Source organism: Bacillus sp. FSL H8-0516, assembly GCF_038635285.1.
Taxonomy (GTDB): Bacteria; Bacillota; Bacilli; order Bacillales; family Bacillaceae; genus Bacillus; species Bacillus safensis.
Map to the genome: position 1 here is coordinate 1,644,305 of NZ_CP152051.1, position 15,951 is coordinate 1,660,255.

Genomic DNA, 15,951 nt, shown 5'->3' on the forward strand with positions numbered 1-15,951 from the left:
CTGTTACGTCAGAATGAACTTGGAGTGAAAACAGTGAAAATAATTGTCCAAAAATTTGGCGGTACATCTGTCAAAGATGATCAAGGTAGAAAAAGGGCACTTGCACATATCTTATCTGCAAAAGAGAAAGGCTATAAGTCGGTTGTTGTCGTTTCTGCAATGGGACGAAAAGGCGATCCCTATGCGACAGATACGCTGCTTGGTCTGCTTTACGGCAGCGCGCAGCATATGACAAATCGAGAAAAAGACTTGCTTGTTTCCTGCGGAGAGAATATCTCAGCTGTTGTGTTTTCAAGTATGCTGAATGAAAACGGGCTAAAGGCTGTAGCGATGACTGGAGCTCAGGCGGGCTTTGTGACAGATAAGGAGCATACAAGTGCGAAAATTATTGACATGAAGTGCGAACGTCTGGAGGCAGCACTCTCTGAACATGATGTGGTCGTTGTCGCTGGGTTCCAGGGAGCCGCGAAAAATGGAGACGTGACAACAATCGGACGAGGTGGCAGTGATACGTCCGCTGCTGCTTTAGGCGCTGCATTGCAGGCAGACTTTATTGATATTTTTACAGATGTAGAAGGCGTTATGACAGCAGATCCCCGCATTGTTGAAAATGCAAAACCGCTGAGAGTCGTGACATATACGGAAATTTGCAACCTCGCATATCAAGGGGCAAAAGTCATTCACCCGCGAGCTGTCGAAATTGCGATGCAGGCAAAAGTACCAATGAGGGTCCGTTCAACATACTCTGATGATGAGGGCACACTCGTTACATCACACTACTCCGATAAAATGAGCCATGATGTGTATGACCGCCTCATTACGGGTATTGCACATGTCAATGATGTGACACAAATCAAAGTCCCTGCAAAAGAAGGTCAGTACAGCGTACAAACAGAGGTCTTCAAAGCAATGGCAAACGCACAAATCAGTGTCGACTTCTTCAACATCACACCGAGTGAAATTGTGTATACAGTGACAGGTGCAATGACTGAAAAGGCAACGTCGATCCTAAAAGATCTTGGCTATACACCAATTGTGACAACAAATTGTGCGAAAGTATCAGCTGTTGGCGCAGGCATTATGGGTGTACCAGGTGTCACATCGAAAATTGTAACGGCTCTATCCGAGCAAAACATTCCGATTTTACAATCGGCTGACAGTCATACGACCATTTGGGTGTTAGTGAACGAAGAAAACATGAGAGCGGCTGTCAATGCCCTGCATGAAGTGTTTGAACTTTCAAGATAAATGTGATTGAATCATGATGAGGTGAAAAAAATGAATTTCGGAAATATCGCAACAGCTATGATTACACCTTTTGATAAAAAGGGCAACATCGATTTCCAAAAGCTATCAATTCTCATTGATTACTTGTTAAAAAACGGCAGTGACTCCTTAGTCGTTGCAGGGACAACAGGCGAATCGCCAACTTTATCGAATGAAGAAAAAGTCGCTCTTTTTCAGCAATCGGTCAAATTAGCAAATGGTCGTTGTAAAATCATTGCAGGAACAGGCAGTAATAATACAAATGCGTCTATCAAACTAACGAAAAAAGCAGAAGAAGCGGGCGTTGATGCAGTGATGCTTGTCGTACCTTATTACAACAAGCCATCACAGGAAGGCATGTATGCACACTTTAAAGCCATTGCCGAGTCTACATCTCTTCCTGTCATGCTTTACAATGTACCAGGAAGAACGGCAGCTTCATTAGCACCAGAAACAACGATTAAGCTTGCGCAAATACCTAACATTGTTGCCATTAAAGAAGCAAGCGGCGATCTTGATGCTATGACAAAAATCATTGCAGAGACGCCAGAAGATTTCGACGTATATTCAGGGGACGACAGCTTAACACTTCCAGCTGTATCTGTTGGTGCAAAAGGAGTTGTCTCTGTTGCGTCTCATATCGTAGGACTGGATATGCAGCAAATGCTGAAAAGCTATGCTTCAGGCCAAACAGCGAATGCAGCATTGATCCATCAAAAGCTGCTTCCAATCATGAAACAGCTTTTCTCAGCACCAAATCCAACGCCTGTCAAAACAGCCCTTCAGCTGAAAGGACTAGACGTCGGATCTGTTCGTCTTCCGCTTTTGCCTTTGTCAGAAGAAGAGAGACTGGATTTAAGCAGCGTTTTAAACAGCTGATCAAAACAAAAGATTTCGTAAGCGGTCATTCTCAGATGTCCCTGAGTATGACCGTTTTTTATACATAAACACTTTCTTAAAATGTGACTTCATCTTGTTTTCTAAAATTAGATTCAGTTATAATAGCATTAAGCGATGATGGACGGGCTTGAGACTAGGAGGATAAGAATTTTGAAAAAGAAAAATACAGAGAACGTAAGAATTATTGCACTCGGAGGCGTTGGAGAAATCGGAAAAAACCTATATGTCATTGAGATTGATTCGGACATATATGTAGTAGATGCAGGTTTAATGCATCCAGAAAATGAAATGCTGGGCATTGACGTCGTCATTCCTGATATCTCTTATTTAACAGAGCGTGCTGATCGGGTGAAAGCAATTTTTCTTACCCACGGACATGATGAAGCAATCGGAGGCGTATTCCATTGCTTGAGCAAATTGTCTGTACCAGTCTACGGAACGAAGCTGACCCTTGCGTTACTTCGAGAAAAATTAAAGCAGTATGGCTTCAATCAAAAAGCTGATTTGCGTGAGGTACATGCAAAATCAGTTATTACTTTTGAAACAACAAAAGTATCGTTCTTTAGAACGAATCACAGCATTCCTGATTCAGTTGGGATCAGCTTCAAAACCTCTCTTGGTTCAATCGTATGCACAGGTGATTTTAAATTTGATCAAACCCCAGCGCTTAACCAAGCCTGTGACATCGGAGAGATTGCGAAAATTGGAAACAACGGCGTTTTAGCACTACTTTCAGACAGTGCAAATGCTGAAAAACCAGGCTATACACCTTCTGAGGCGCTCGTCCAAGACGAAATCTCAAATGCGATGTACAATGCTGAAAATCGTGTGATCGTTGCTGTGTCTTCATCTAATATTAACCGCGTGCAGCAAATCATTAATGCAACAAATCAAAATGGCCGTAAGCTTGCCGTTGCAGGGAAAAATATGATGACAACCCTTCAGCTGGCGATCAAGCTTGGTTATGTTACAGCAGACGAAGAATTATTTGTACCCGTTCAAGAAGTGAAGAAAATGGCGAAAAACGACGTGGTTATCCTGACCGCTGGAAGCCACGGAGAGCCGCTTGCTGCTTTAACAAAAATGGCGAAGCAAAATCACAAACAGCTTCATATTGAAAAAGATGATACAGTTGTGATTGCATCTACACCTCTTCCTGGACAAGAACTCACATACTCTAAAACAGTGGATTTCCTTACAAGAAGCGGAGCACAAGTCATTTTTGCGCAAAAACGTGTACATGTATCTGGACATGGCTGCCAAGAAGAGTTAAAGCTAATGCTGAACTTACTAAAACCGAAGTATTTAATTCCGGTGAATGGCGAATATCGTATGCAAAAAGCACATTCTCGTATTGCTGAAGAAGTAGGCATGAAACGCAGTGACATTTTCTTGATTGATAAAGGAGATGTTGTTGAGTTTAGAGGACAGAATGTCAAAATCGGTGAAAAAGTTCACCAAGGAAACATTTTGATCGATGGTCTTGGCGTTGGTGATATCGGAAACATCGTGTTACGCGATAGACGTCTATTGTCTCAAGACGGCATCTTGATTGTTGTCATTACGCTCGATAAACAAAAGAAACAGTTAATTTCTGGACCTGAAATCATCACAAGAGGATTTGTTTATGTAAGAGAATCCGAAGAGCTGATTGTGAAAGCAACAGAAATGGTCAAAGGGATTGTCAAAGAGCAAACGGAAAACTCAATTGTTGAATGGTCAACATTGAAACAATCCATGCGCGATGTGCTAAATCAATTCCTATATGAAAAAACAAAACGTAAGCCGATGATCATTCCAATTATTATGGAAGTGTGATGAATAAAGCCCAAAGAGTATAAGCTCTTTGGGCTTTTTTGATGTGGCATGAGGAATGCGGATGGAATATGCCCTATTTGTTCATAATAGGAGAAGAGTTTGAGGAAAGGATGGAGACAAATGGACGAAAAGAATGAACAGCAGCCTGAGCGAAAGCCAGAAGAAAAAGACAGCATTATGAGCAAAATACAGCAGCTTGGTGAAACAGCCGTTCCGCAGCTGCCGCAAGATACAAATATCCATTGCCTCACCATTATTGGACAAATTGAAGGCCATATGCAGCTTCCACCGCAAAATAAAACAACCAAATACGAACATGTCATTCCACAAATCGTAGCCGTTGAACAAAACCCTAAAATAGAAGGTCTTCTGATCATCTTAAATACAGTAGGGGGAGATGTTGAAGCGGGACTTGCGATTGCAGAAATGCTTGCTTCTTTATCAAAGCCAACTGTCTCGATTGTGCTTGGCGGCGGCCACTCGATAGGTGTCCCGATTGCTGTATCGTGTGACTATTCGTATATTGCAGAAACAGCTACGATGACCATTCATCCTGTGCGTTTAACAGGTCTTGTGATTGGTGTTCCGCAAACCTTTGAATACTTAGATAAAATGCAGGAAAGAGTCATTAACTTTGTCACAAGCCACTCCAACATTACAGAAGAGAAGTTTAAAGAGCTCATGTTCTCAAAAGGCAATTTGACGAGAGACATCGGAACAAATGTCGTTGGTCATGAGGCAGCAGAATACGGACTCATGAATGAAGTGGGCGGTGTAGGACAAGCGATTAAAAAGTTGAACGAACTTATCGGAGACAGGGCATCTCAAAACGAGGGGCTGATCCAATGATTTTATATACGCCTATGCCATATGAAGCCATTTATGCTGAGGAACAGGGAGAACGCAAACTCCAGCAGGTAAACATTCAAGGTGTGCCAGTGATGGTTGAAATGAAAGAAGATGAAGCAGAAATCGTTCAAGTCATGAGCACCAATCCAATGGATTTTCTCAATCAAGAGCTTGCACCAGGCAAGCGATTGAAGTTACATTTAGGCACCAATCAAACCGACTCATATGAATGATTCTATGCTATAATAAAGGGAAAACTTACAACAAGATGCAGCCAAAACCAGGCTGCTTTCTTTCTGATCTTTCGGTAGGTTATATTTTCTTTCGTAGTAAGGTGATGAGTATGGCTAAAAAGAGAAAACGGAAAACGAGAAAAAAACAAAATAAACAGCTAAAACTGAAATATGAATTAAATGGGTTAGTCTGTATTGCCATAGCGATCATTGCCATTTTACAGCTGGGCGTTGTTGGACAAACCTTTGTACATCTATTCCGATTCTTTGCAGGTGAATGGTTCATTCTCTGCCTTATCGGATTATTTCTTTTTGGTGTGACGATTTTCTGGAAAAAACAAATCCCAGATATTTTAACAAGAAGAAAAGCAGGTCTCTACTGCATCATTGCGAGCATCTTGCTTTTGTCACATGTGAAGCTCTTTCAGCATCTTTCATCTGCTGGCGTCATTGGCTCTCAAAGTGTGATTAGAAATACATTTGAGCTTTTCTTGATGGATATGAAAGGTGAAACAGGATCGCCTGATTTAGGGGGCGGCATGATCGGCGCCGTATTGTTTGCTGCTTCTTATTTCTTATTTGCGCAAGCAGGCTCGCAAATCATGGCGATTGTTCTGATGCTGATTGGAATTGTCCTGATTACAAACCGATCCCTTCAGGAAATGGTGAAAAAAGTGACGATTCCTGTATCACAATTTATGGTGAAGCAGTGGAAAGCGTTTGTTGAAGATATGAAAGGAATCAGGCAGGCCAAAAAGAGCGCGTCCTCTCAGAAAACAGGTGAAAAGAAAAAACGTTCACGCATTCAAGAAGAAGACGAGGATGATCTGATCTTGATCGAAGAGGAAACGTCGTCTTCTGATAATAGCCAGCCGATTATTTCAAGCTTTGCAGACAGAGATGACATTCTCACCCCGACGGTTCAAAAAAAGCAGGCGGCAAAAGAGACAGCGCCTCTTCAGGACTCTGTGCAAAGTGCACCAGTTCAATCAGATACAGCCGATGAACCAAAAGAGGCGCCTCCGATGACATTTACAGAACTTGAAAACAAAGATTATGAATTGCCGTCACTTGATATTTTGGCAGAGCCTCAGCATTCAGGTCAGCAAACAGATAAGAAAAATATTTATGAAAATGCCAGAAAACTTGAAAAAACATTCCAAAGCTTTGGTGTGAAAGCAAAAGTCACACAGGTTCATTTAGGTCCAGCTGTGACCAAATATGAAGTATATCCAGATGTCGGCGTGAAGGTCAGTAAGATCGTCAATCTAAGTGATGATTTAGCCCTTGCCCTTGCAGCAAAGGACATTCGTATTGAGGCGCCGATTCCTGGTAAATCAGCCATCGGCATCGAAGTTCCGAATGCAGAAATTGCTATGGTTTCATTAAAAGAGGTATTAGAATCGAAGCAAAATGACCGTCCAAATGCTAAGCTCCTCATTGGACTCGGCCGTAATATCTCGGGTGAAGCTGTGCTTGCTGAAATGAACAAAATGCCGCATTTGCTTGTAGCAGGTTCGACTGGAAGCGGAAAAAGTGTGTGTATCAATGGTATTATTACAAGCATTCTCATGAGAGCGAAGCCTCATGAAGTGAAAATGATGATGATTGATCCGAAAATGGTTGAATTAAATGTGTATAACGGCATTCCGCATCTTTTGGCTCCTGTCGTAACAGACCCTAAGAAAGCCTCGCAGGCCCTTAAAAAAGTAGTCAGCGAAATGGAACGCCGCTATGAATTGTTTTCGCATACGGGGACAAGAAATATTGAAGGATACAATGATTACATTAAACGGATGAATCAAACAGAAGATGCTAAACAGCCAGAGCTTCCTTATATTGTTGTCATTGTAGACGAGCTTGCAGATTTAATGATGGTCGCTTCCTCTGATGTGGAAGATTCCATTACACGACTTTCTCAAATGGCTCGTGCTGCGGGAATTCATTTGATTATCGCCACACAAAGACCTTCTGTCGATGTCATTACAGGTGTCATTAAAGCCAACATCCCGTCCCGTATTGCCTTTAGCGTATCCTCTCAAACCGATTCAAGGACGATCCTTGATATGGGAGGCGCAGAAAAGCTGCTGGGCAGAGGGGACATGCTGTTTTTACCTGTTGGTGCAAACAAGCCGGTTCGTGTGCAAGGCGCCTTTTTATCAGATGAAGAAGTGGAACATGTTGTGGATCACGTGATCACACAGCAAAAAGCACAATACCAAGAGGAAATGATTCCGAGCGAAGAAACGCAGGATCAGCTTGCGGCTGTGGAAGATGATCTATATGATGAAGCAGTAGAATTGATCATCGGTATGCAGACGGCTTCTGTTTCTATGCTGCAAAGAAGATTTCGCATCGGTTATACCCGGGCGGCACGTCTCATTGACGCAATGGAAGAGCGAGGCGTTGTAGGCCCGTATGAAGGAAGTAAACCGAGAGAAGTTCTGCTCTCAAAAGAACAATATGACGAGCTCTCTTCATAAATTGAAGAGAGCTTTCCTGAAAAACAGTAAACAATAGTATGATTATGTTAACTGGATGTCAGACTATTTATTTATTTGCAAAAACATGATATAGTTATGTTCAACTTATCTCGGAATAGAGATTTCTCATCTTATCATTTGCATTGATTAGACGGAGGGAAAACATGTCGACCAAAACAGACAATCGCCATTTATATTTGAAAGTGATTGACCGTATTAAAGAAGATATTCAAACAGGTGTATATGCTGAAAAAGAAAAACTGCCTTCTGAGTTTGAGCTCTCAAAACTTTTAGGTGTGAGCAGAGCGACACTGCGTGAGGCCCTTCGTATATTAGAAGAAGAGAAGTATTTAATTAGAAGGCATGGGGTAGGGACTTTCGTCAATTCAAGACCGCTTTTTTCGACAGGCATAGAACAGCTGACAAGTGTTACGAAAATGATTGAGCAGGTCAATATGACGCCTGGCACCATCTTTTTATCCTCGCAAGAAGGGGAGCCAACAGAGAATGATGTCATTCGTTTTCAGTGTGATAAATCTGATGGGATTTTTTCAATGGAACGCGTTCGAACGGCAGATGGGCAGCCAGTTGTTTATTGTTTAGATAAAATTCCGGTCAAACATCTTCCCGCTTCTTTTACACATGAAGAAGAGTCTCTTTTTGAGCTGTTTGGAAGAGAACCGCACAGCGGGATTAAATATGCAGTTGCTGATATTGAACCAATTGGCTACCACGATCAGGTCTCACCGATTCTAGATTGTGACCCTGAAACGGCTTTATTATTACTGAAACAAATGCACTATGATCAGGATGATCAGCCGGTCTTATACTCCCTCAATTATTTTCGAGCGGATAAATTCAGCTTTCATGTCATACGCAAACGATTTTAATAAGCAGTCGCTTCCATAGGCGGCTGCTTTTTGTTCGCCCATACATAATACTCGTCAAACTTGCCACACTAATACGTAACAGTATATAGAATTGGGTGAATGATGTTGGGCGAGAAAACAGTCAGTAAAAAGAATATCATTGCATTATCATCAGTGCCTCTAATCATGACACTAGGGAACTCGATGTTAATACCAGTATTGCCAGAGATAGAAAAGAAACTCTCGATTACTTCCTTTCAAGTCTCTCTCATTATTACGGTATATTCGGTTGTAGCCATCTTATGTATTCCAATCGCCGGTTACTTATCAGACCGGATTGGGCGGAAAAAGGTACTGCTGCCGTGTCTTTTAATCGCTGGACTTGGAGGAGCTGTGGCAGCAGTCGCCTCAACGATCATGAAAGAACCTTATATGTGGATTCTATTTGGCAGGGTCCTTCAAGGGATTGGTTCAGCTGGAGCCGCACCTGTCGTTATGCCGTTTATTGGAGATTTGTTTCATGATGATGAAGAGGTCAGTGCCGGACTTGGCGCCATTGAAACCTCTAATACAGCAGGTAAGGTACTAAGCCCTATTATTGGGGCACTTCTTGCTTCATGGTTTTGGTTTGTGCCGTTTTGGTTCATTCCGTTCTTTTCGATCATCAGCTTTCTCATGGTACTGTTCATGGTAGAGTCGGCGAAAAAAGAGGAGGACCCGCCTACATTTAAAGAATTTTTAAAATCAACAAAGACCATTTTTAAGCATGAGGGACGCTGGCTTTATGCCATTTTTGCTATTGGCGGTTTTATTATGTTTCTTCTTTTTGGTGTGCTTTTTTACTTATCCGATAACCTCGAGGCAGCTTATCAAATAAAAGGCGTTAAAAAAGGACTCCTGCTGAGTATTCCGCTCCTTTTTCTATCAATCAGTTCCTACATTGCTGGAAAAACGATTGGAAAAGAAAAAGGAAAAATGAGAATCTTTTTAATCGTAGGGATGGCTTTGTTATCACTTTCTTATATTTTTTTATGGTGGAATCACAGCTTTTTCGTATTGTTTATCTGTTTAAGCATTGGCGGAGTGGGCATCGGTATTGTGCTGCCTGCACTTGATGCGCTGATTACAGAAGGAATTGAAAAAGAGCAGTGCGGTACCATTACGTCATTTTATAGCAGTATGCGTTTTATCGGTGTTGCTTTAGGACCTCCGATTTTTGCCTATCTAATGGATAAAGGGGACTCCATTGTTTTTATTCTCTCGACCATTTGCAGTCTCATTTCACTATTTTTGGTCCTCTTTTTCATCCAGCCAGATGAAGAGGATGAGAGTGAACGATTGAAAACGGTTTAAATATAGAAAAAAGATGGTATTTTGCCATCTTTTTTCTTTTTTATAAATTGACATGTAAAATTTTGATAGTTAAACTAATGTATAGTAATATCTTTTAAATTATCCCAAATTGGAGGTGTTCAAAAACATTCATTTTCTGTCTTTCTTTAGGCAGAAATTGAGCTCGCGTGCTGATGATGGAGATATGCTTCTTCAACACGAAAGGACAATTGAATAGGTCATCCTGCCATTTGAAGGAGACGCAGTCAGCACTTCAGACACGCTCAAATACAGCAAATTGATTGAAGAAGTAGAAGGAGCTTGAAGCAGCTATGTTGCAAATAATTAAAGCAAGATGGATTGTATTAGTGGTGTGGATGATAACAGCTGTGATTCTGTTTATTACTGCGCCCGATTTAGAGGAATTAACAAGAGAAAAAGGGCAATTAAAGGTTCCGGAGGGGACACCAACAGCTGAGGCACTTCACCTATTGGATAAGCTGTCAGATAAGAACGGGAAAAAAGATACAGGTGTGCTTGTATTCTCCGAACAACATCTGTTCCCTGCGAAAGAGCAGGAATTAAAAAAGGCTTTAGCTGCACTCATGTCAAATGCCCCAGAACTCCACATTGACGGAATTACTTCGTATTTTCATGTAGATCCGGACATTCAAAAACAACTTTTATCAAAGGATAAAAGTACACTTCTTGTTCCATTCAAATTCGACCACTACGAAACAAAAGCTGTGAAGATTAAAGAACAAATTGAGGAAGTTTTAAAGCCCTATCATGTCTCATATGAAATAACGGGTCAAAAGTTTGTGGATTCAGATGTCATTCAAAGCTCTCAACAAGGTCTGAAGAAAACTGAACTTATCACGATGATTTTTATTTTCTTTATTTTAATCATTGTTTTCAGATCGATATTGGCACCTGTTGTTCCGCTCATTACGATAGGCATTTCTTACGCTGTCAGCCGGTGTATTGTGGCTTTTCTCGTAGAATATACACAATTTCCTCTATCTAATTTTACTCAGATTTTTATGGTAGCCATTATGTTCGGTATCGGAACGGATTATTGCATCCTGCTGTTAAGCCGTTTTAAAGAGGAGATCGGGCAAGGCCGTGATGTCAAAGAGTCGATTATCGTCACATATCAATGTGCAGGGAAAACGGTATTTTTCAGCGGCTTAGCCGTGTTAGTCGGCTTCTCAAGTATTGGATTTGCTAAATTCCAATTGTATCAATCAGCCGTTAGTGTTGCCGTTGGAGTAGGCATTCTGCTGATTGCCCTTGTCACCATCGTTCCCTTTTTTATGTCTGTTTTCGGAAAATCTCTATTCTGGCCATCTAAAAGAGAAAACATTCGGCATCCGCAAAGTAAAATGTGGGAATGGGCTGGGCGTTTTTCATTTAAAAGGCCGCTGATCAGCTTAGGGTTAGTCGCTCTTATTACGGTGCCTCCTATTCTGATGTACGACGGCACCCTATCTTATAACAGTTTAAATGAAATTGGGAATAAGTATGAGTCGGTGTCAGCATTTAATACGATATCAGAGCAATTTGGCTTTGGTGAAGCGCTGCCGCTGAATGTGCTTGTCGAAAATGATCATAAGCTGGATAATCAGGAAAACATTGTCATGATTGAAAAACTGACTCGTAAATTAAATGACATTGACGAAGTCAAAACAGTCCGCAGTGTCACGCGGCCTGTTGGGGACGGGCTGAGCCAGCTTTATGTCACATCTCAAGCGAAAGAGCTTGGAGGAGAACTCGGCAAAGGCCATGAAGGAATCGGGAAAATTTCAGATGGCTTGACCGAAACAAATCTCGCTCTTCTCAAACAAAAACCAAAAATTGAAGAATCCGCTCAAGGCATTGACCAGCTGATTGATGGAACAAAAGCAATCAAAAGCGGTATCGGAGAAGTTAGGGAATCCTTAATCTCTTTAGAAGATGGAGTGAGACGCAGTAAGGAAGGCGTCGGCACCATTCGAAGTAAAATCAAAAAAGCGAAAAAAGAATTAGAGCAAGAATATCGCAGCAGCGAAACGATGCTTCAAGAGCTAGAGCGAGTGGTGAATACACTTGAACGCCATGCGAAATCGAATCAGCAGCTGATGACAACCATTAAGAAAGTAAGGGCATCCTATGAAAATCTTTCATTTGAAGCACTAGAAAATCGTCTTCCAGAAGTAAAAGACATGGATGAATATAAAGAAATCAAGAAGGTATTCAAAGAAACAAAAGGAATGCTTGATCAAGCAGGGGATCAAATGAGTGTATATGAAGAGGAAGCCGCTCACTTTAAGCAAAAGATCAAGCAGGCAGATCAAGTGATTCAAACCTTATCAAGCAAGCAAAAAGAAGTAAGACGCCAAGTGCAAGCGCTCATGGATGGGCTTGATCAAATTTATGACGGCCTTGACCAAACAAATGAGGGCCAAAAACAATTGATTAAAGAAATGCCTAAAATCGAAGATGGTGCAGATCAGCTGACAGACGGCCAAAAAGCCATCAAAAAAGGATTTAGCCAGCTTTCATCAAAACTTACATTGTTAACAGATGGATTAGGTGAAAGTATTGAAGGGCTTGAGCAGGTCAAAAGCGGCTTCACCGAGGCTGACGGCTACTTAAAGCAGCTTCAGCAAGCGCCAGATGAAGAAATAACGGGCTGGTTTATTCCAGAAGAAGTGCTGAAACGCCAAGAATTTAAGCAAATCTTTCATACGTATATGTCTCCAGATCGTAAATTAACGACTTTTGAAGTCATCTTAAATGTGAATCCATACAGCAATGAAGCGATGAAAGGTGTCGCGAAAATTGAGGAAACCCTTGATCAATATTTACCTGTAAGTGGACTCAAAAATGCCAAATACGGTGTATCTGGTATCTCAAGCTTAAATGTGGACTTAAAAGAAACGTCTGACGGTGACTTTATTCGAACTGTTATCTTCATGTTAATTGGTATTTTTATTATTTTAATTATTTTATTACGGTCAATCGTCATGCCGATATACTTAACACTTTCACTGATTTTAACGTACTTTACATCAATCGGGTTAACAGAATGGATCTTTAAAACATTTTTTGGCTACGATGGTGTCAGCTGGGCTGTCCCATTTTTCAGCTTTGTCATTCTTGTGACGCTCGGGATCGATTATTCCATCTTCCTCATGGATCGTTTTAATGAATGGAAGGGAGAGCATGTACAAGCATCGATGATATCAGCGATGAGAAATATGGGTTCTGTTATTATTTCTGCAGTGGCCATTTTAGCAGGTACGTTCGCTGCTATGCTGCCATCAGGAGTATTATCGCTTGTTGAAATTGCAACAGTCGTACTCATTGGACTTTTATTATATGCTTTTGTTGTATTGCCCCTCTTTATTCCGGTCATGGTTCGTATTTTTGGTAAATGGAATTGGTGGCCGTTTAGAATGAAATAACGACTGGCGTCTCTGCTATGAGCAGAGGCGTTTTTATTTCCTATCCTTTCCTCTGATTGATATAATGTCTATTAAATGGCTGTTTCACGTATATATCAGCTATGTTCTAATACATAATAAATAGGATGAACAAAGGAGGTTTCTCATGACGTACTTACAAGAGAAGACACTGGACACACCGGGTCTTCATACTCATATTGTCAAAACAGAAAAATTTAAAACCGTGACAATCCTTTTTAAAATGCTTGCACCGCTATCCAAAGATGACGTCACCATGCGTTCTCTTTTCCCGCATGTGCTGTTAAGAGGAACAGAAAAGATGCCGAAAACAGGCGCACTGCGTGCCTATTTTGATGAGCTCTATGGAGCAACCGTTTCCGCCGACATGGCGAAAAAAGGTGAGAATCACATCATTACCTTTCGCCTAGAAATGGCGAATGAAAAATATTTAAAGGATCAAACCCCTTTACTAGAAAAAGGGATTGCCTTACTATCTGACCTATTATTCCACCCGTATGTTGAAGAAGGAGTGTTTAGTCAATTATATGTAGACCAAGAAAAACGCACATTAAAACAGCGAATTCAGGCAGTTTATGATGACAAAATGCGTTATTCGAACTTAAGACTCGTGCAGGAAATGTGTAAAGGTGAACCATATGCGCTGCACGTCAATGGCGAAATGGAAGACATCGACGCAATCACACCTCACTCGCTCTTTGAAGCTTATGAGCATGCGCTTCAATCAAACCAGCTTGATCTTTATGTTGTCGGAGATGTTGACGAACAAGACATCAGCCGCATGGTCTCCCAATACTTTAAAACAAGTGAAAGAGAACCAGTCAAACAGCAGGCTGAATCAGCAAGACCTCAAAATGAACCAAAAGAAGTCATTGATGAAGAGGACGTGAAACAAGGCAAGCTGAATATTGGCTTTCGTACACATACAACGATTGCAGATAAAGATTATCCGGCGCTGCATTTGTTTAATGGCATATTCGGCGGTTTCTCGCATTCTAAGCTATTCATTAATGTTCGTGAAAAGGCAAGTCTAGCTTACTACGCTGTGTCTAGACTTGAAAGCTTTAAAGGCTTGATGATGGTCATGTCAGGGATTGAAGTCGGCAACTACCAGCAGGCAGTGGACATCATCAAAGAACAATTTGAAGCGATGCAAAAAGGTGATTTTTCAGATGAAGCGATTGATCAAACAAAAGCAGTCGTCAAAAATCAGCTGCTCGAAACGATCGATACGTCTTATGGGACAGCAGAATATTTGTATCAGCATGCCGTTGTGCCAACTGGGGAAACCCTTGATTCCTTTTTAGAAGCATTAGACCGAGTGACAAAAGAGGACATCATCAATGTGGGTCAGAAAATTGAATGGGATACGACCTATTTTCTTAAAGGAACGGAGGGTGCTTCATGACAGTGAAAACAATTCATTTCGATCAGCTGCAAGAAACGGTCTATCACGAAAAAATGGAAAGCGGACTTGACGTCTATGTGCTGCCAAAGCAAGGGTTTAACAAAACCTATGCGACCTTTACAACAAAATATGGCTCTGTCGATAACGAATTTGTGCCGCTTGGCAAAGAAGACATGATTCGAGTGCCTGACGGAATTGCCCATTTCTTAGAGCATAAGCTGTTTGAAAAAGAAGATGGAGACGTGTTTCATACTTTTAGTAAACAGGGAGCATCCGCAAACGCCTTTACAACGTTTACTAGAACGGCTTATTTATTCTCAAGCACCTCAAATGTCGAACAAAACCTTGAGACACTCATTGATTTTGTTCAAGAGCCTTATTTTACTGAAAAAACAGTCGAAAAAGAAAAGGGCATCATTGGTCAAGAAATTAACATGTATGATGACAATCCGGACTGGCGTTTATTCTTTGGTCTGATTGAAAATTTATATCAAGAGCATCCTGTGAGAATAGATATTGCTGGAACAGTAGAGAGCATTGCCCCTATTACAAAAGATCATTTGTATGAATGTTATGAAACGTTCTATCACCCGAGCAATATGCTTCTATTCGTCGTCGGGCCTGTTGATCCGAAGCAAATTTTAGATCAAGTCAGAGCGAATCAGGCGAAAAAGCCATTTACAGATAAGCCGGAGATCAAACGAAAAGACATCAATGAGCCAGAAGGTGTGTACCGGAAAGAATACGAACTTCCAATGAACGTACAAGGCTCTAAATGTATGTTCGGTTTGAAAACAAAGAATCCGCATAAAAAAGGAAATCAGCTGCTAAAGCATGAGCTTGGGATGAACCTCATTTTAGAGACGCTGTTTGGCAAAAGTTCCTTACAATATGAACAGATGTATGAAAAAGGCTTAATTGATGAAACATTCAGCTACGATTATACAGAAGAGGGCGGCTTTGGCTTTACTTCAGTTGGCGGGGATACAAATGATCCTGATCAACTCGCAAAGGTATTAAAAGAAACCCTTCTTCAAGCAAAAAGCCTCATGACAGAAGAGAAAATTGAACTTGCACGCAAGAAAAAAATCGGCAGCTTTTTAAAAGCCATGAATTCTCCAGAATATATTGCGAACCAATTTACTCGATATGCATTCTTAGACATGAGCTTATTTGATGTCGTCACAATGCTGGAACAAATTCAATTGACTGATATTCAGCAAATTTTAGATGAAGAAATTGATGAAGAACGGATGTCTGTTTTCAAAGTCGTCCCAAAAACAAAATAAATGTAAAAAGACAAACTCATATCGGCAGAGTTTGTCT

General features: G+C 41.0%; 11 protein-coding genes. All 11 read left to right on the plus strand.

Annotated elements, in window-relative coordinates; translation table 11 throughout:
• Window positions 1–33 precede the first annotated feature (33 nt).
• The 11 genes from dapG (at window position 34) to MHB67_RS08200 (ending at window position 15,914) form a co-directional block, all read left to right on the plus strand.
• Window positions 34–1,248 carry an aspartate kinase gene (gene dapG, locus MHB67_RS08150; protein WP_034281880.1) on the plus strand — a complete coding sequence of 405 codons (1,215 nt, stop codon included), beginning with the start codon at window positions 34–36 and terminating at the stop codon, window positions 1,246–1,248.
• Window positions 1,249–1,278: 30 nt separating this feature from the next.
• Window positions 1,279–2,145, plus strand: coding sequence for a 4-hydroxy-tetrahydrodipicolinate synthase (gene dapA, locus MHB67_RS08155; RefSeq protein WP_024427012.1), 867 nt, complete (start codon window positions 1,279–1,281; stop codon window positions 2,143–2,145).
• A 171-nt stretch (window positions 2,146–2,316) separates the two neighbouring features.
• Entirely contained in the window at window positions 2,317–3,984 is a 1,668-nt protein-coding gene (rnjB, locus tag MHB67_RS08160) for a ribonuclease J2 (protein ID WP_012010007.1), read from the plus strand.
• A 120-nt stretch (window positions 3,985–4,104) separates the two neighbouring features.
• Window positions 4,105–4,833 carry a ClpP family protease gene (locus tag MHB67_RS08165; RefSeq protein ID WP_024424124.1) on the plus strand — a complete coding sequence of 243 codons (729 nt, stop codon included), beginning with the start codon at window positions 4,105–4,107 and terminating at the stop codon, window positions 4,831–4,833.
• On the plus strand, window positions 4,830–5,066 hold the full coding sequence (locus tag MHB67_RS08170; protein WP_008344712.1) for a YlzJ-like family protein: 237 nt from the start codon (window positions 4,830–4,832) through the stop codon (window positions 5,064–5,066). The genes MHB67_RS08165 and MHB67_RS08170 overlap by 4 nt, the downstream gene beginning before the upstream one ends.
• Before the next feature lie 110 nt (window positions 5,067–5,176).
• Window positions 5,177–7,549, plus strand: coding sequence for a DNA translocase FtsK (locus tag MHB67_RS08175; RefSeq protein ID WP_342492881.1), 2,373 nt, complete (start codon window positions 5,177–5,179; stop codon window positions 7,547–7,549).
• Between the two features lie 164 nt (window positions 7,550–7,713).
• Entirely contained in the window at window positions 7,714–8,439 is a 726-nt protein-coding gene (locus MHB67_RS08180; RefSeq protein WP_024424122.1) for a GntR family transcriptional regulator, read from the plus strand.
• A 99-nt stretch (window positions 8,440–8,538) separates the two neighbouring features.
• Entirely contained in the window at window positions 8,539–9,771 is a 1,233-nt protein-coding gene (locus tag MHB67_RS08185; RefSeq protein ID WP_206533846.1) for an MFS transporter, read from the plus strand.
• 311 nt (window positions 9,772–10,082) lie between these two features.
• The gene (locus MHB67_RS08190; protein ID WP_044330517.1) at window positions 10,083–13,199 is read left to right on the plus strand and encodes an MMPL family transporter; all 3,117 of its coding nucleotides are present in this window, start codon (window positions 10,083–10,085) and stop codon (window positions 13,197–13,199) included.
• 145 nt (window positions 13,200–13,344) lie between these two features.
• A complete protein-coding gene (locus MHB67_RS08195) occupies window positions 13,345–14,625 on the plus strand; it encodes a pitrilysin family protein (RefSeq protein WP_342492882.1) in 1,281 nt (426 codons plus the stop codon).
• Complete coding sequence (locus MHB67_RS08200; protein ID WP_342492883.1) at window positions 14,622–15,914, plus strand: pitrilysin family protein; 1,293 nt, start codon at window positions 14,622–14,624, stop codon at window positions 15,912–15,914. Before MHB67_RS08195 ends, MHB67_RS08200 begins: the two co-directional genes overlap by 4 nt.
• The last annotated feature ends 37 nt before the right edge of the window (window positions 15,915–15,951 follow it).